Source organism: Ruegeria sp. CH2, from assembly GCF_056537065.1.
In genome coordinates this window covers 281473-298359 of sequence record NZ_JBQFQV010000001.1, presented here as the reverse complement: position 1 = coordinate 298359, position 16887 = coordinate 281473, and the positions used below count along the sequence as shown (strand labels likewise).

The following is a 16887-nucleotide window of genomic DNA, read 5'->3' as shown; positions in this document are numbered from 1 at the left end:
GATGGACGCCACGCCCCTACCCCCTCAGGTCGTGATAAACGGCGTTCAGTTCAACGCAACAACGGGTCAGCGACCGGTACGAGTTGATGGCTGCATCACCATTGCCGAGTTGTTCCAAGGCCGATGTGCCGAACTGGGCAGCCGAACGGCGCATCGCGAAAAAGACCTGGGTATCTGGAAATCCTATTCCTGGGCCGATTACTGGCAGCATGCCAAATGGATCGGGCTGGCCTTGCGCAAGCTGGGACTGGAACGCGGCGATGTGGTTTCAATCCTGTCCGAAGATCGCAAGGAATGGGCTTGGCTCGACATGGGTATTCAGGGTGTTGGCGGTATCGCTTCCGGCGTCTACACCACGGATTCCGCCAGTCAGTTGCAGTATCTGATCAACGACAGCGGCAGCCGGTTTCTGATTGTCGAGGACGAAGAACATCTGGACAAGTTTCTCGGAATTGAGACCGAGGTTCCCGATCTGATCAAGGTAATCATCCTTGAGGACGAAGGATTGCATGACCTGAACCATCCGCGCTGCATGATGATCGACGAGCTGTTCGCCTTGGGCCAAAAGGCAGAACTGGCCGAGCCCGGGCGCTTCGAAGCGGAAATTGCATTGGCCAAACCGCAGGACACTGCCTTGCTGGTCTATACGTCGGGAACAACGGGTCAGCCGAAAGGCGCAATGCTTAGCCATGAAAATATTCTGGCGGCCATCGAATCCGCGGCACGGGCGCTGCCAGCGCTGCCCAGCGATGAACAGCTGTGTTTCCTGCCTCTGTGTCACATTCTGGAACGTAATGTCTCGGTCTATTTTCCTTTGGCGGCCCGCTGCACTGTCAATTTTGCCGAAAGCCCTGAAACCGTTTTTGCAAACCTTCAGGAGGTCTCGCCCACAACCTTCACAGCGGTGCCAAGGGTTTGGGAAAAGATCTACTCACACGTCCAGATCCTAACGCAGGAAGCCACACCTTTGGGGCGGCTGGCATTCGGTTTGGCATTGAAAGCTGGTGCGCGCCGTGCCGGATATCTGAGCGCAGGCCAACCAGTTCCATCCGGCGTCGCCACCAGATTCTGGTTCTGGGATCAGCTGGTTTTGAAAAACCTGCGCCGGATGCTGGGTCTGGACAAACTGCGACGAGGCGGAACAGGTGCCGCCCCAATCTCGACTGATCTGCTGAAATGGTACTGGTCCATCGGCGTGCCGTTGGTGGAAGGGTTCGGGATGACCGAAACTTCGGGCCTTGCCACACTCAACACCACAGACAGTAATAAGATCGGAACCATAGGCAAAGCCGTCGAAGGGTGCGACATCCGTATCTCGGGCGATGGCGAAATCCAACTGAAGGGCCTGAACATTTTTCAGGGATACTGGCGCAACAACGCGAAAACGGCAGAAACCTTTACCGCCGACGGCTGGCTGCGTACCGGAGATATGGGGACATTAGATAAGGATGGCTATGTCACCATCACGGGCCGCCTGAAGGACATTATCATCACCGCAGGTGGTAAGAACATCACCCCAGCCGAGATCGAAAGCCGTCTTAAGTTCAGTCATTATGTCGCGGACGCAATCATCATCGGGGACAGGCGCAAATTTCTGACGGCTCTGATCATGATTGATCAGGAAAATGTCGAAAAATACGCGCAGGGCCATAAAATCCCCTTCTCGAATTTTGCCTCGCTATGCGCGGCACCGGAAATCAGGCAGTTGATCAGTTCGGAAATTGCCGCTGTGAATGCAGAATTTGCGCGGGTCGAGCAGATCAAGGATTTCCGTCTGATTGATGTCCTGCTGACCGCTGAAGACGACGAGCTTACAGCCACGATGAAGCTGAAACGCGGATTGGTTGAAAAGAAACACGGGCATCTGATCGAAGACATGTACACTTGACCAAAAGATTAACGGGAGGAAAGAGATGAAGAAATTACGCAACAGGCTGGCGGCTGCATCACTGCTGACAGCATCGGCAACACTTGGTTGGGCGCAAACACAGGGCGTGACCGATGATGAGATTGTCATTGGTTCGGTCAACGACCTGAGCGGGATTTTCGCCGCGGTGGGTGTTCCGGCAACCAAAGGTGCAAATGTTGTCTTTGATCGGGTGAATGCGGCTGGCGGCGTGCACGGGCGCAAAATTCGTTACGTGGTCGAAGACAATGGCTATCAGATGCCGCGAGCCATGCAGGGCTATAACAAACTGCTGAATCGCGACAAGGTATTTGCCATGTTGCAGTCGCTTGGAACGCCGATGAACATGGCGGGGTTCAAGCTGTTGGATCCCAAAGGCATTCCCAACGTGGCGCCTCTTACTGCTGCGCGTCAGATGTTGCAGGAACCTATGCGGAACAAGTTCACCTCCTTCTCGACCTATTTCGATCAGGCGCGTGTCGGTGTGAACTATCTGGCTGGCGAGTTTGGATCAAAGACGGTCTGCACCATGTACCTGCCGACAGATTTTGGTGAGGAAATTCTAGAAGGCAGCAAGGCCGGAGCCGAAGAAGCCGGGATCACTTTTGGATCAGAAACCACCCACAAACCGGATGAGACGGATTTCGTTGGATCGCTGAGCAAGCTCAAGGAAGAGGGTTGCGATATCGTCACCATGGCGCTTGGGGTGCGGCAGGCGATCACTGTCGTGGGCACCGCTAAGAAAATGGGCCTGACCGATATGAAATTTCTCGGCACCTCGGCCAGTTTCCTGACGGTCGTGGCGCAGGTGCCCGGTGGCGTGACTGATGGATTCTACGCGGCAGCTTCGTGGCAGGATCTTTGGGCGCGTGCGGATCAACCTGCTCCGGCCGCATTTATCGAGGAATACAAGGCAGCCACGGGCGAAGATCCGGTCGGATTTGCCATGCTGGGTTATTCGGCGGCTGAGATGATGGTCAAGGCGTTAGAAGCCGCAGGCCCCGATCTGACGCAGGACAGTTTCATCGCAGCGATGGAAACGCTGGATTATCAGGACGATCTGGTTGGCAACCATATCACCTATGGCCCTGAAGACCATCAGGGCGCGGATACTGTGTTCGTCAACGTTGTTGAAAACGGTGCGTGGAAACTCGTTCACGAAGAATGAATCCCTGACCCGCGCAAAGCAAAAGGGCTCGCAAGTGCGAGCCCTTTCTTTTGGGTATTCCCGGCGAATTAACGCTTCGAGAACTGGAACGAACGGCGGGCTTTGCGCTTACCGAATTTCTTACGTTCCACAACGCGGCTGTCGCGGGTCAGGAAGCCAGCGGCTTTCAGGGCACCACGCAGGTTCGGATCATAGAGTTGCAGCGCTTTCGAGATGCCGTGCTTGACCGCACCGGCCTGACCGGTCAGGCCACCGCCTTTGACGGTTGCAACAACGTCGAATTCACCTTCTACGCCGGCAACCTGGAACGGCTGGCGCAGAATCAGCTGCAGAACGGGGCGTGCAAAATAGACGTCCTGATCTTTGCCGTTCACGGTGACCTTGCCGGAACCCGGCTTGATCCAAACGCGGGCAACAGCGTCTTTACGCTTGCCAGTGGCATAGGAGCGGCCCAGCTCGTCACGTACGGGTTCACGCACGATGACTTCTTCGGCCACGGTTTCAACGCCTGCGACGGCGCTCAGCTCTTCGAGAGTATTGATCTGATCAACCATCGGTCATTAGCTCCGGGTGTTTTTCTTGTTCATGGACTTGACGTCCAGAACTTCGGGGGCCTGGGCCTCGTGCGGGTGCTCGGCACCGGCATAGATACGCAGGTTGGTCATCTGCTGGCGCGACAGGCGGTTGCCTGGCAGCATGCGCTTGACGGCCTGGAAGACCACGCGCTCGGGGTGCGCACCTTCCAAAATCTGCTGTTTGGTGCGCGACTTGATGCCGCCCGGGTGGCCAGTGTGCCAGTAGAAGTTTTCTTCGCGCTTCTTGCCGGTCATCTGGATTTTGTCAGCGTTGATCACGATGACGTTGTCGCCCATGTCCATGTTCGGGGTGAACGACGCTTTGTGCTTGCCACGCAGGCGCATGGCGACGATCGAAGCAAGACGGCCCAGAACAACGCCCTCGGCGTCGATCAGGATCCACTTCTTGTCGATGTCTGCAGGTGTTGCAGAAAAGGTTTTCATGGCAGGATAGTCCTGTTTGATGTGAAAGACCGCCCCAGCGGAGCGGCCCGAATTCGATGGACGGGTTTTATGAGGTGCCTGCACGCAGGTCAAGCGGCACTTGTCTTATTTATGCACGTAAAAACAAATACTTAAAAAATAGGTATTATTTTACCCCATCTTCAAACGCTGATTTGTTCAGGCGGATTGTCCAATAGAACCCGCAGGCGCTGCATCGCGTCCTCGAACCGTTCCAGCGACACATGGCCATTCATGGCAATACGTACCGCGTTCGGCGCGCGCCCATCGCGCAGCGCGAATTCGTCGGCGGATCGGAGCTGTATCCCTTCCCTCTCGGCTGCGCGACTGAATGCAGCCGACCGCCAGCCAGACGGAAGGCTCAGCCAGACAAAGGGAACGTCCGGGCCCCAGTTCAAATCAAACCCACCCAGGGTATTGACGGCGACGCGTAGATAATCCCCCATCCGTGTGCGCACATCCTTGGCGATCTGGCGCGTGCGCGGATCGGACAACAAATGACGGGTTAATTCCGCCAAGGGTTGGGCCAATCCGAAATATCCGTATTCAGCGGACCGGCGCAAATCGACACTTCTTTCTCTGGGGGCGATAGCAAAACCCACACGCAATGCCGGTGTCAGAATCTTCGAGATTGATGACACGTGCCATCCCCGTTCAGGCGCCAGCGCCCGAAAGCTGGGCTCTCGGGCATCGCCCATGCGATAGCAGTCATCTTCAATGATCTGCAAATCAAAGCGACGGGCAATCTCAACGATCTCTTTCCTCCGCTCCAACGGTGTGTGCGCGCCCGTTGGGTTCTGAACTTCTGGCGACACACAGACGGCCTGCGCTGTGGTCTGGCGCAGAACATGCTCCAACGCTGCGGGATCGACACCCCATTTGTCCATCTTCACACCGACCACTTCCGCGCGCATCAGTTCGCCTGCGCGACGGAACCCGGCATAAGACAGGTCCTCGACCAGTACGACAGGTTTGGGCCCACGCAGGATCGTCTGAAACACAACGCAAAGCCCGTTCTGGCCACCATGTGTCAACACAATATCATCATGGGTCAGTGCACCCAGCGGAAGATCTGACAACCAGTCCACAACCGCCTGTCGCACGGGCTGGTACGCATCGCGCGTCGGGTAATTCAGAAACAAACCCGGATCGGCTTGCGACACTTTTTTCAGACATTCACGGATCAGGGACACCTGCCCCATATCCGCCAACCTTGGGCTGAACAGGCTTACATTGGCATTGTACTTGTCGTCGCGAAGATGCAGTTGCCGCGCCCAAACGTCGTCAAGAATGGGCGATTTCGGCGGCGCAACAAATGTACCACGTCCGACTTCGGCTTGTAACAACCCCTCATCTGTCAGGATTGTATAGGCGCGCGCGACTGTACCAGGTGTTATTTGCAGACGATACGCCAGTTCGCGCACCGGAGGGAGTTTGACACCGACTTCCAAAGATTTGTTATCTATGGCTTTTCGAATTGTGTCAGCAACCAGAGTGTATTTCGGTCCTTTAGATTTTGATAGCGCCTCTGGCCAAATTGTATCCATTACAATTCTTCCTTTGCTTTTGACACAATTTCGAATGTATCAGTCATGTGTACCAAGTACAGCTAATTTGTGTCAATACAATTTGAAAGGAATTCCGAGATGACACGCACAATGCACACCCCCGCCCTTCTGCTGCTGACCGACAGCCCCCGGCTGCCTCTGGCCGCTGCACTGGCCGTGCGGTTTGCGGCAGCGGTCACTCAATGGGAGCGTCGTCGCCGCAGCCGCGTCAATCTTAGTTATCTGGATGACCGCTTGCTGAAAGACGTCGGTCTGACCCGTCATGATGCGCGCCGCGAAGTAAAGCGCCATTTTTGGCAGATTTAACTGATCCCCAGTCCCATTATTGGGACCTCTTCCTGGGCCGGGGCTTGTCCCCGGTCTTTTTTATCCGAATTTCGCGGCTGCAGACCCTGCAGGTGGCAGGGAATAGGTCATCGTCGCTCTGGCAACTGGGTCTTCTGCGCCATCGGAATACATAAGCACGTCACCGACGGCCAAAGTCCGGCCCAGTTTCAGCAGGCGACATTTGGCGATCATGTCCGTGTTGCCTTCTGGTTTGCGCAAAAAATCCAGGGAACTGTTCGTTGTGACCGCTAGGGATTGACGCCCTTTTCGCGCCAGAACCATTGCGTATACACAAACATCGGCCAACCCAAACATGGATGGCCCCGAAACCGTGCCCCCCGGCCGCAAATGCTGATCCTGCACAACAAGGCGCATGGTGATTGTATCTTCGGTCAGGTCCTCGACGACAAAGTCTTTGTGCACCTGCGGGAAAACCTGCTTAAGGTATTGTGACAGTTCGTCCCGGTTCAATGCCAAAGCCATGCTTTCCCTCCTGCTCATACCGACCTAGAGTTGGCCCAACATGGGATCGGAGGGCAAGATGGCAATTCTGGAACGTAACGACACTGGCGCTGTTGCGCGGCTTACAATGAACGCCCCAGAGCGGCTGAACGCGCTGAGTGACGAGATGCTGTCGGCGTTTCAGGCTGAACTGGACACGTTGCGTGAAGACACGTCGATCCGGGCAGTGATCCTGGCGGGTCAGGGCAAGGCTTTTTGCGCCGGTCACGACCTGAAACAGATGACGGCCGGACGCCAGTCCGAAGATGGCGGCAAAGCTTATTTCAATGACCTGTTTTCTCGCTGCGCGAAGGTGATGATGTCAATCCAGTCCCTGCCCCAGCCCGTCATCGCACAGGTCCACGGCATTGCAACCGCCGCCGGGTGTCAGTTGGTGGCCACCTGTGACATGGCCGTCGCCGCCGAAGACACGCGGTTTGGAGTGAACGGCGTTAATATCGGCTTATTCTGCTCCACCCCAATGGTGGCCCTCAGCCGCAATATCCCCAAAAAGCAGGCATTTGAAATGCTGACAACAGGAGAGTTCATATCAGCTGAACGTGCTGCCGATTTGGGTTTGGTCAACCGCGTTGTCCCCATGACGCATCTTAAACACGAAGCCAATGCGCTTGCAGAACAGGTTGCCTCCAAGCTAGGAGCCGCTGTCAAAATCGGTAAAGAGGCGTTTTATCAACAGCTTCTGATGCCGCTGGATCAGGCCTATGCCTATACCGGCGACGTAATGGCGCAAAACATGCTGTACCGGGATACAGAAGAAGGCATTTCAGCCTTTATCGAAAAACGCCCCCCAAATTGGTCCCAATAATGCAATTGTTTTGCACATTTTTCGCCACTGTTTTGAATTTTGCACTTTTCAAAAGGGCGACACTGTGGCAAAGCTGGGTCGAGGCCAAGGCCTCAGGACACTTTTGGGTCGCCGTGGGCGGAAGGTCCCTCCAGCTGGTCTCTCTCACCAGCGCTGACAATCCCGCAGCGGCGGCCCCAAGACCCCTTCGATAAAATTCGCGAAACCGCTTCGCCTCAGTTGCGCCCGATTGTGGTCTGCCCTATGTGGCATCGCATGACACAAGTTTTGCATATTGTAGGCGGCGGCATGGCCGGGTCAGAAGCGGCCTGGCAAGCTGCTGAAATGGGTGTGGGTGTTGTGATCCACGAAATGCGTCCGACCATCGGCACCTTTGCACATCAGACCGGCAATCTGGCGGAAATGGTGTGTTCGAACTCGTTCCGCTCGGATGATGATGAGCAGAATGCCGTGGGCCTGCTGCATTGGGAAATGCGCGCCGCCAATGGGTTGATCATGACAACGGCCGATGAACACCGCCTGCCAGCCGGTGGCGCGCTGGCTGTGGATCGTGACCCGTTTGCAGAAAGTGTGACCGCAAAACTTCGCACCCACCCGCGCGTGACGGTAACCGACGAAGAAGTGACGACCCTGCCCGACGAAGGCCAGTGGATCTTTGCGACCGGCCCCCTGACGTCGCCCGCGCTGGGCCAGGCCATCCAGACCGAGACAGGGTCTGACGCACTTGCCTTTTTCGACGCCATCGCACCGATCGTCTATGCCGAGAGCATCGACATGAGCAAAGCGTGGATGCAATCACGCTACGACAAGGGCGAGACCGAAGAAGAACGCACAGCCTATCTGAACTGTCCGATGGACCGGGATCAGTACGAAGCCTTCATAGACGCGCTTCTGGCAGCAGAAAAAACTGAATTTCACGAAGGAGAGACAGCAGGTTACTTCGACGGTTGCCTACCCATAGAGGTTATGGCCGAACGCGGTCGCGAAACGCTGCGCCATGGACCGATGAAACCGGTCGGGCTGACCAACCCGCATGAGCCCGACGTGAAACCTCATGCGGTGGTGCAGCTGCGCCGTGATAACGCTTTGGGCACCTTGTTCAACATCGTGGGTTTCCAGACCAAGATGAAATATGGTGCCCAGACCGAAGTGTTCCGTAAGATCCCGGGCTTGGAAAATGCCAGCTTTGCCCGGTTGGGTGGCATCCACCGCAATACGTTCATCAACTCTCCCACGCTTTTGGATTCGCAAATGCGGTTGAAATCCAAACCCAACATCCGCTTTGCCGGACAGATCACGGGTGTCGAAGGCTATGTAGAAAGCGCCGCGATGGGGTTGCTGGCCGGTCGGCTTGCCGCCGCTCAGATTTTGGGGCGTGACCTGCCAACCGTTCCGCAAGACAGCGCAATGGGTGCTTTGATTCACCACATAACGGGCGGTGCCGAGGCCAAGACCTTTCAGCCGATGAACGTGAATTTCGGCCTGTTTCGCCCCGTGGATGGTCTGAAAGGCGGGCGTCGGGGTCGTAAAGACCGGTACAAGGCCTATACCGACCGGGCCAAAGCCGAATGGAGTACCTGGTTGGAGCATTGCTGACTGGACGCGTAATGCGGTCTCGGCCTAGCATGCTGGAATGAACGACACGTTTCTGAACAGCACATACAATCTCGGCACGCCTGAAGCGACTGAAGCGCACTATCAGAACTGGGCTGCAACCTATGAAAAGGAAGTTGGTGAACACGGTTACGCCACGCCGGGCCGTGTTGCAGCGGCTTTGTGGTCTTTCGCACCGAAGCCTCAGACACCCATTCTGGATTACGGCTGCGGCACCGGGTTGTCGGGGCTTGCCCTGCGCGCAGTTGGCTTTGAGGTCATCGATGGGATGGATCCAACAGAGAACATGCTTCAGGAAGCCGCCAGCAAAGGCGTTTACCGAGCATTGACCGGATTCGATATCGCCAAACCCGCGCCGTTGAAGCGTGGGGAGTACACGATGATCACAGCCATAGGAGTGATCGGAAAAGGTGCTGCCCCGCCCGAGACACTGGATTTGTTGATGCACGCACTGCCCAAGGGCGGTTTGCTTGGCTTTTCGCTGAACGATCATGCGTTGGCGGACCATCAATTCACTTGCCGTCTGACGGATTGGGTCGACATGGGGGCAGCACGTTTGTTATTTCGTGAACACGGTCCCCACCTGCCTGGTATCAACCTTAACTCTGACGTGTATGTATTAGAAAAAGCGTGACTCTTGTAACGCGCTTTGCGCCATCCCCAACAGGCCCCCTTCACCTTGGGCACGCGTATTCTGCGTTGGTTGCCAGCGATAGGGCCGCATCTGAAAGCGGCCGGTTCTTGCTGCGAATTGAGGATATCGATCGATCCCGCTCACGACAGCTATGGGAGGATCAGATATACAGCGACCTCAGATGGCTGGGGCTGACATGGCCTGAACCCGTAATGCGCCAATCGGATCGTATGTACGTTTACCATAAGGCGCTGGACCAGCTATGGGCGCAGGGGCTTTTGTATCCGTGCACGTGTAATCGCAAAGATATCGCAGCAGCAGCCAGTGCGCCGCAGGAAGGCGCACCCATGCTTGGACCCGACGGGCTTGTTTATCCCGGGACCTGTCGAAAAAGGTTTGCTGGCAAAGATTTATCGAACCTTCCTCGTCCAACTCAGGACCCCTTGCGATTGGACGTGGTCAAGGCGTGTCAGGCGGTCCGCAACCCGGACAGGTACCAATTTCTTGAGTTAGGATCGGGTCCGGGCGGCGAAACCGGCATTATCACTTTCACGCCTGATGAGGTGGTCACCACCATAGGTGATGTAGTTCTGTCCCGCCGCGACATGGGGACGTCGTATCACTTGTCCGTTGTGCTTGACGATGCTGCTCAGGGCGTAACACAGGTGGTTCGAGGGAGGGACTTGTTCGAAGCAACCCGCATCCACGTTCTTTTGCAGGCGTTGTTGAACCTGCCGACACCCGTGTATTTCCATCATGATCTGATCCGCGATGATGCAGGCAAACGGCTGGCCAAACGCGACGATGCCCGCGCAATTGCAAAGTACCGGGCCGAAGGGGCCAGCCCAAATGACATACGCCGAATGGTTGGGCTTTGACCCCTATTCCATTGGCGCCATCAGTTCAGTTTCGTCCCCATCCCGAACGGCGGTAAAAAAACAGGTTCGTCGGTTGGTATGACAGGCTGCTCCGGTTTGACGGACAAGAACCAGTAGGCAGTCCCGGTCGCAATCGATCCGGAAATCCACAAGTTCCTGCACATGGCCCGAGGTTTCGCCCTTGATCCAGAAAGCCTGCCGCGAGCGTGACCAATAGGTCACCCGCCCGGATTCGAGGGTCTTTTCAACTGCCTGTACATTCATCCAGGCCATCATCAGAACCTCGCCTGATGTTTCATCCTGCGCAATCGCCGGGATCAGACCCGCCTCATTAAATCTCAAAGTAGAGGGATCAAACACGACTGGGTCAGACATCTCAAAAACCTTTTGCATCCGGTGGGCTCGCCACTATGTATGGGTAACACACGACGAGGGAAAGCCATGAGCGGCGAGAACGACCTGATTAAGCTGTACTCTGGGCGCATTCTGGCGCTGGCTGCGGATATTCCGCATCTTGAGCGATTGGAAGATCCCGATGCAACCGTCAAGAAACGCTCACCTTTATGCGGATCGACTGTAACTGTGGACATCAAGGTTCGTGATGGTCAGATCAGTGCCTTTGGTCAGGACGTCAAAGCCTGCGCTTTGGGGCAAGCGTCCGCCTCGGTCGTTGGGGAAGCGATAATTGGCGCGTCGCGGGCGCAGGTCGAAGCTGCGCGCGATCAGTTGGCGGCCATGCTCAAGACTGGCGGCCCTGCACCTGATGCGCCGTTTGATGGGCTTGAGGTGCTTATGCCCGCACGGGATTATAAAAACCGCCACGCGTCGATCCTGCTGGTTCTGGATGCCACGGCTGAGGCCATGGCGCAGGCTGAACAGGCAAACTGCGCCTGATTATAGCTATTTGGTGTAAACCCGTTTACCCTCTGCCCAGATTTCAGGAGGGATGGGTTTGAATAATTTGCTCGAGCATTTCGTTACGCTTTGGGTCGTTATCGACCCGATTGGAACAATTCCCGTTTTCATTGCAGTTACTGCCGGATTGGACGCGGCAGGCCGGCGGCGGACAGCGATGTTAGCAGCCGTGATAAGTGCTGCCGTATTGCTGTTCTTCCTTGTATTTGGTCAGGTGCTGATCGAAGCGCTGGATATCGGGTTGAATTCTTTTCAGGTCGCTGGCGGCATTATCCTGTTTCTGTTTGCCCTGACGATGATCTTTGGTGAAAGCAAACAAGAGGTCGAACAACGGCAAGCCGAAGAAGATCGTGAAGACGCGTACCACCAGCAGAACCCGGCGATTTTCCCGCTTGCCGTGCCTTCACTGGCATCCCCCGGCGCAATGCTGGCAATCGTTATTCTGACAGACAACCACCGCTATAGCATCGCGGATCAGGGTATCACAGCGCTTGTCATGCTTTCTGTATTGCTGGTTGCGTTTGTGCTGATGCTTTTGGCCGAGCCCATCATTCGGCTGATCGGTCATTCAGGCGCGGCAATCATCAGCCGTGTCATGGGGATGATCTTGGCCTCGGTTGCCGCCAACTCAGTCCTGTCCGCGCTGTTGGAAATCTTCAAAACCGGCCAATTGTAAAAAAAGCCGCCGCGCTTTCCGGGCGAAAAGGCGGCGGTAGGTATTGCGTGTCTCGCGTGGGGTCCGGTGTACCGCGCGGGGCCGAGGCATGGCCCCTCAAGGGGTTTGGGACAGGCAGGTCACCCTTGACTGAAATGGGGATGACAGCGCGGATTTTTCGGCACGAGATCGCAGGCAGAAAGGCTTAGAAACCAACCGGCAGGTGAAGGGCCACCATCAGCATCACGACCAAAGACACCACGCCAACGGCATCCTGCAGGATAGTCGATTGCGCGCGGCTGAAAGCGGTCTTGATCTGGGTCAGCATAGGGTCACCTCCGGTCAGAGTTTTAATCCTTTGTTGACCTTTTGTTCTCATATTTCCAAGCGCAGGTAAAGAACTTTTTGAGAACATTTGTGAACTTTAGGGGACGTTAAAGCTAACCCACTGAAATCAAACGGATCGCCTGATCCTGTTTCATCAGCCAAAGCAGAACACGCGCGGCCTGTCCCCTGTCCGAGGTCAGCTTGGGATCGGTCGTCAGCAACGCCCGCGCATCGGATTGGGCGACTGCCATCAATCCTGCCTGACGTTCCAGGTCCGCGATATGGAATTTTGGCAACCCGGATTGCGCAGTACCAATCAGATCGCCCGCGCCTCGCATCTTAAGGTCAGTTTCCGAGATTCGGAAGCCATCCTCTGTCTCGCGCAGAACCTCCAGCCGCTTGCGCCCTCCGTCGCTGAGCGGTGGTTGATACATCAGCAAACAGGTGGATTCCGCATCCCCGCGCCCAACGCGCCCCCGCAACTGGTGCAATTGCGCGAGCCCAAAGATCTCGGCCCGTTCAATGACCATGATCGTTGCGTTGGGTACGTTCACGCCGACCTCGATCACCGTCGTGGCAACAAGGACCTTTGTTTGCCCGTTCTGAAATGCGCTCATTGCGGCGTCTTTGTCGGCTGGTGGCATCTGACCATGAACCAGCCCCACAACGCCCTCACCCAAAATGGTCCGCAGGCGTTTGAAGCGTTCCTCGGCCGCTGTAAGGTCTGAAACTTCGGATTCGTCGACCAGAGGACACACCCAGTAACACTGTCGCCCCTCATCAATCGCGCGCCGCAGGTGGGCTATGACTTCGTCCATACGCTGTGTGCTGACAATTGCCGTTTTGATCGGTTTTCGCCCCGGAGGCTTTTCATCCAGCACCGAAACATCCATGTCGCCGTATTGCGCCAGCGCCAGACTGCGCGGGATGGGGGTGGCAGTCATTACCAGAACATCTGCCCCCTTGCCTTTTTCCGACAACTCCATCCTCTGCCGAACGCCAAACCGGTGCTGTTCGTCGACGATGGCCAATCTCAGCGCCTGGAATTCAACATCGCTTTGAAACACTGCATGTGTGCCAACCAGTATGTGAATATCGCCTTGTTTAAGCGCCTCAAGCTTGGCACGCCGCTCCGCGCCCTTGTCACGCCCGGTGAGCAGTTCCAGAACCACTCCGGCTTGCTCCGCCAGGGGGCGCAATCCTTCCAGATGCTGGCGCGCCAGAATTTCGGTCGGGGCCATCATCACGCCCTGCCCGCCTGCCTCAACCACGATCAGAAGGGCCATGAAGGCCACCAGCGTCTTACCGGCGCCGACGTCGCCCTGTAACAGCCGGTTCATTCGGGCGTCAGATGCCATATCAGCCGAAATCTCATCAATGGCGCGCGTTTGTGCGCCGGTCGGGCGATATGGAAGGCTTGCCAGCACTTTCGATTGCAGTACCCCGGTTCCCACGCTGACGATTCCCCGCGACTTGCGCTCTCGCTGCCGGGCCAGAGCGAGCGTCAGCTGATGCGCAAACAACTCGTCATACGCCAACCTCTGACGTGCAGGGGCAAACGGCGCTACATCATCCGCGCCGCGCGGATTGTGACCGGCGTGAATGGCCGCGGACCAGTTCGGCCAGTTTTGCTGCGACACCTGCGCCGGATCGATCCATTCCTCAAGTTCGGGTGCGCGTGCCAATGCGCTGCGGCTGGCCTTGAACGCTGTTTTCTGCGTCAGCCCTTGCGTCAGGTGGTAAACCGGTTCGAATTCCGGGATATCTCCTGCTTGTTCAACGGGCAGCACGTGGTCCGGATGCACCATCTGCGCCATACCGTCGAACAGTTCCAACTTGCCGGAAACCACGCGGCGTGATCCTTGTGGCAACACTTTCTTCAGATACTCACCACGTGCGTGGAAGAAGACCAGCTGGAAATCGGCTTGACTGTCTTCGACATGAACGCGATAGGCACCCCCCTTGCTGCGGGGCGGTCTGTGCGGGCCAACTGTCACTTCCACGGTCAGAGTGGCCGGCAGGTTCACCCCCTGTATTGAATCCCGCCTGCGCCGATCCACCACGGCATAAGGCAGGCTGAACAGAACATCGCGCGGGGATTCCACCCCGGTCTGCGCCATGGCCTGCGCTGTCTTGGGGCCGACGCCATCCAACGTTTCCAGCCCCGCAAATAGCGGGAAAAGCTGTTCGGGCCGTCCGCTCATGCGCCTTCTATCAGCTGAAGCCAGCCATCCTCGTCCAAAGTTTCGATCCCAAGTTCCGCTGCCTTTTTCGCCTTTGACCCGGCCCCGGGACCCGCGACCAGAATATCGGTTTTCTTGCTGACAGATCCGGAAACCTTGGCGCCCAACGCCTCGGCCCGCGCTTTGGCTTCGGCGCGGGTCAATTTTTCCAGCGTTCCGGTGAACACTACGGTTTTACCCGCGACCGGACTGTCCGAGGCTGGCGCGTCGGGGGCGATAACCGTCAATTCGCTGCGCAGCGTGTCGAAAGCCCGTCGTTCCTCTTCATTGGCAAATGCGTCCGACAGTGAAAGGCCAAGCGTTGCGCCAATTCCGTCGATGCCAATCAGCTCTGCCCAGGCGGCATTGGCATCGGCTGCGACATTGGCCTCCGCGATGGCTGCGTCCCGCACTTCTTTCACGCGTGCGCGACGCCCTTCAAGCTGCGCTGCCGCACGCTCTGCGTCTTCCGCCTCATCCGCCCGCCGTTGCGCCAGTGCAGCCGGTCGTGCAGTGTCCAACGCGAGCGCCATCGCATCCCAATCACGATAATACAGTGCCAGATCGCGCGCACCGACTTCGCCCACATGTCGAATGCCCAGTGCAAACAACAAGCGCGCAAAAGGAATTTTCCGCTTTTCATCAATGGCTTCGAACAGGTTCCTGGCGGATGTTTCGCCCCACCCGTCCCGGTTTTTCAACCGCGTCAGACTGGCTGCGTCCCGCTGTTCCAGCGTGAAGATATCAGCTGGCGCATTGATCGGAAGGGTTGGATCCCCATAGAACATTTCAATCTGTTTTGCACCCAGCCCTTCTATATCAAAGGCTTTGCGCGACACGAAATGTTTCAGCTTTTCAACGGCCTGCGCAGGACAGATCAGGCCGCCGGTGCACCGTCGAACCGCGTCGCCTTCTTCGCGGATCGCATCGCTCTCGCATTCGGGGCAATGTGTCGGAAAGGCAAAGGGGCGTGCATCGGCGGGGCGTTTGGACAAGTCGACATCCGACAGTTTGGGGATCACGTCGCCCGCGCGATAGACCTGAACCCAATCGCCCACTCGGATATCTTTTCCATCACGGATCGTGCCGCCTTTGGCGTCGCGCCCAGCGATATAATCCTCGTTGTGCAAAGTGGCATTGGAGACGACCACCCCGCCAACCGTTACAGGATGCAACCGTGCCACAGGGCTGAGCGCCCCTGTACGACCAACCTGAATGTCAATCGCCTCCAATCTGGTCCAGGCCAGTTCGGCTGGGAACTTATGTGCGATTGCCCATCTTGGCGTCGTCGAACGGAAACCCAAACGCGCCTGCAATGACAGATCGTTTACCTTGTAGACGACCCCATCGATATCATACCCCAAAGTCGCACGCTGCGCTTCGATATCCCGGTAATGAGCGATCATGTCCTCAGTCGTGGCACATAGGCGCGTCAAGGAATTCGTGGGGAACCCAAGCGTCGCAAGACGCTCAATCGCTCCCATCTGGGTATCCGCCAAAGGCTCTGACAGTTCACCCCAGGCATAGGCGAAGAAGCGCAATGGGCGGGATCGGGTAACTTCCGAATCCAGCTGGCGCAGTGACCCTGCCGCCGCATTGCGCGGGTTGGCAAAGGGTTTGCCCCCCCGTTCAGCCTGCCGCTCATTCAACGCTTCGAAATCAGAGTGAGACATGTAAATCTCGCCCCGGACCTCAAGAATTTCGGGCGCGTTTTCAATCTGCTGTGGAATATCAGAGACGGTGCACGCGTTGGCCGTCACGTTCTCGCCAACTTCACCGTCGCCCCGCGTTGCGGCCTGAACCAGCTGTCCGCTCTCATAGCGCAAGGACAAAGACAGGCCGTCAATCTTGGGTTCGGCTGTGAAAGCCAGCGGCGCGCCTGCATCAAGGCCCAGATATTTGCGAATCGAGGTGTCGAAATCGGCAATGTCCCCATCGTAGAACGCGTTGCCCAGTGACATCATTCGGACGGCATGAGTAACTTTCGAAAACCCGTCCGCCGGTTTGGCACCGACTTGCTCTGTTGGGCTGTCAGCACGTTTCAAGTGGGGGAAACGCGCCTCGATCTCGGCGTTTCTGCGTTTGAGGGCATCATAATCCGCATCCGACAACTCGGGCGCATCTTCTGCGTGATACAGAGTGTTGGCTCGCGACAGGATGTCCGCCAACCGCGCCAGTTCGGCACGCGCCTCATCATCCGTCAGGTCTGATATGGGAATGGAATTGCTCATGGCCTCGCCCTGTCACGCGTTCTTGGACCTCAGTGATAGGGCGAGGTCATGGCCAGGTCCAGATGTGCTGAGCCGTGA

At 56.8% G+C, this 16887-nt stretch carries 17 protein-coding genes; 9 read left to right on the top strand and 8 right to left on the bottom strand.

Annotated elements, in window-relative coordinates:
- The first annotated feature begins 1 nt into the window (after position 1).
- Both ACR0M9_RS01460 and ACR0M9_RS01455 read left to right on the top strand, forming a co-directional pair.
- On the top strand, positions 2–1888 hold the full coding sequence (locus ACR0M9_RS01460) for an AMP-dependent synthetase/ligase (protein ID WP_480772684.1): 1887 nt from the start codon (positions 2–4) through the stop codon (positions 1886–1888).
- A gap of 25 nt (positions 1889–1913) precedes the next feature.
- Positions 1914–3074, top strand: coding sequence for an ABC transporter substrate-binding protein (locus ACR0M9_RS01455; protein ID WP_480480990.1), 1161 nt, complete (start codon positions 1914–1916; stop codon positions 3072–3074).
- A gap of 68 nt (positions 3075–3142) precedes the next feature.
- Here the strand turns inward: ACR0M9_RS01455 and rpsI are convergent, their stop codons facing one another.
- From rpsI to ACR0M9_RS01440, 3 genes are all read right to left on the bottom strand, one after another.
- Positions 3143–3628, bottom strand: a complete 486-nt coding sequence (rpsI, locus tag ACR0M9_RS01450) for a 30S ribosomal protein S9 (RefSeq protein ID WP_209503959.1) — start codon at positions 3626–3628, stop codon at positions 3143–3145.
- 6 nt (positions 3629–3634) lie between these two features.
- A complete protein-coding gene (gene rplM, locus ACR0M9_RS01445; RefSeq protein ID WP_209503960.1) occupies positions 3635–4093 on the bottom strand; it encodes a 50S ribosomal protein L13 in 459 nt (152 codons plus the stop codon).
- Between the two features lie 161 nt (positions 4094–4254).
- On the bottom strand, positions 4255–5658 hold the full coding sequence (locus ACR0M9_RS01440) for an aminotransferase-like domain-containing protein (RefSeq protein ID WP_480772683.1): 1404 nt from the start codon (positions 5656–5658) through the stop codon (positions 4255–4257).
- Positions 5659–5757: 99 nt separating this feature from the next.
- Between ACR0M9_RS01440 and ACR0M9_RS01435 the strand changes: the two genes are divergently transcribed.
- Positions 5758–5985 (top strand): DUF1127 domain-containing protein, encoded by a 228-nt coding sequence (locus ACR0M9_RS01435; RefSeq protein ID WP_480472702.1) that lies wholly within the window; start codon positions 5758–5760, stop codon positions 5983–5985.
- 60 nt (positions 5986–6045) lie between these two features.
- On the opposite strand, the gene ACR0M9_RS01430 is transcribed toward ACR0M9_RS01435, so the two are convergent.
- On the bottom strand, positions 6046–6489 hold the full coding sequence (locus ACR0M9_RS01430) for a PaaI family thioesterase (protein WP_480480994.1): 444 nt from the start codon (positions 6487–6489) through the stop codon (positions 6046–6048).
- A 58-nt stretch (positions 6490–6547) separates the two neighbouring features.
- On the opposite strand from ACR0M9_RS01430, the gene ACR0M9_RS01425 reads away from it, so the two are divergent.
- The 4 genes from ACR0M9_RS01425 (at position 6548) to gluQRS (ending at position 10459) form a co-directional block, all read left to right on the top strand.
- Complete coding sequence (locus tag ACR0M9_RS01425; protein ID WP_480772682.1) at positions 6548–7333, top strand: enoyl-CoA hydratase; 786 nt, start codon at positions 6548–6550, stop codon at positions 7331–7333.
- A 255-nt stretch (positions 7334–7588) separates the two neighbouring features.
- A complete protein-coding gene (trmFO, locus tag ACR0M9_RS01420; RefSeq protein ID WP_480772681.1) occupies positions 7589–8929 on the top strand; it encodes a methylenetetrahydrofolate--tRNA-(uracil(54)-C(5))-methyltransferase (FADH(2)-oxidizing) TrmFO in 1341 nt (446 codons plus the stop codon).
- 37 nt (positions 8930–8966) lie between these two features.
- Positions 8967–9581: a class I SAM-dependent DNA methyltransferase gene (locus tag ACR0M9_RS01415; protein WP_480772680.1), complete on the top strand. Its 615-nt coding sequence runs from the start codon at positions 8967–8969 to the stop codon at positions 9579–9581.
- On the top strand, positions 9578–10459 hold the full coding sequence (gluQRS, locus tag ACR0M9_RS01410; protein WP_480772679.1) for a tRNA glutamyl-Q(34) synthetase GluQRS: 882 nt from the start codon (positions 9578–9580) through the stop codon (positions 10457–10459). Before ACR0M9_RS01415 ends, gluQRS begins: the two co-directional genes overlap by 4 nt.
- 3 nt (positions 10460–10462) lie before the next feature.
- Here gluQRS and hisI read toward each other — a convergent pair whose 3' ends face one another.
- Complete coding sequence (hisI, locus tag ACR0M9_RS01405; protein ID WP_480772678.1) at positions 10463–10852, bottom strand: phosphoribosyl-AMP cyclohydrolase; 390 nt, start codon at positions 10850–10852, stop codon at positions 10463–10465.
- A gap of 48 nt (positions 10853–10900) precedes the next feature.
- Between hisI and ACR0M9_RS01400 the strand changes: the two genes are divergently transcribed.
- Positions 10901–11353, top strand: coding sequence for an iron-sulfur cluster assembly scaffold protein (locus ACR0M9_RS01400; RefSeq protein ID WP_267366385.1), 453 nt, complete (start codon positions 10901–10903; stop codon positions 11351–11353).
- Positions 11354–11411: 58 nt separating this feature from the next.
- Entirely contained in the window at positions 11412–12050 is a 639-nt protein-coding gene (locus ACR0M9_RS01395; protein WP_480553457.1) for a MarC family protein, read from the top strand.
- Between the two features lie 184 nt (positions 12051–12234).
- On the opposite strand, the gene ACR0M9_RS01390 is transcribed toward ACR0M9_RS01395, so the two are convergent.
- From ACR0M9_RS01390 to ligA, 3 genes are all read right to left on the bottom strand, one after another.
- Positions 12235–12357 (bottom strand): hypothetical protein, encoded by a 123-nt coding sequence (locus ACR0M9_RS01390; RefSeq protein ID WP_480772677.1) that lies wholly within the window; start codon positions 12355–12357, stop codon positions 12235–12237.
- Positions 12358–12469: 112 nt separating this feature from the next.
- Positions 12470–14560 (bottom strand): ATP-dependent DNA helicase RecG, encoded by a 2091-nt coding sequence (gene recG / locus ACR0M9_RS01385; RefSeq protein ID WP_480772676.1) that lies wholly within the window; start codon positions 14558–14560, stop codon positions 12470–12472.
- The gene (gene ligA, locus ACR0M9_RS01380; RefSeq protein ID WP_480772675.1) at positions 14557–16809 is read right to left on the bottom strand and encodes an NAD-dependent DNA ligase LigA; all 2253 of its coding nucleotides are present in this window, start codon (positions 16807–16809) and stop codon (positions 14557–14559) included. The genes recG and ligA overlap by 4 nt, the downstream gene beginning before the upstream one ends.
- Between the last annotated feature and the right edge of the window lie 78 nt (positions 16810–16887).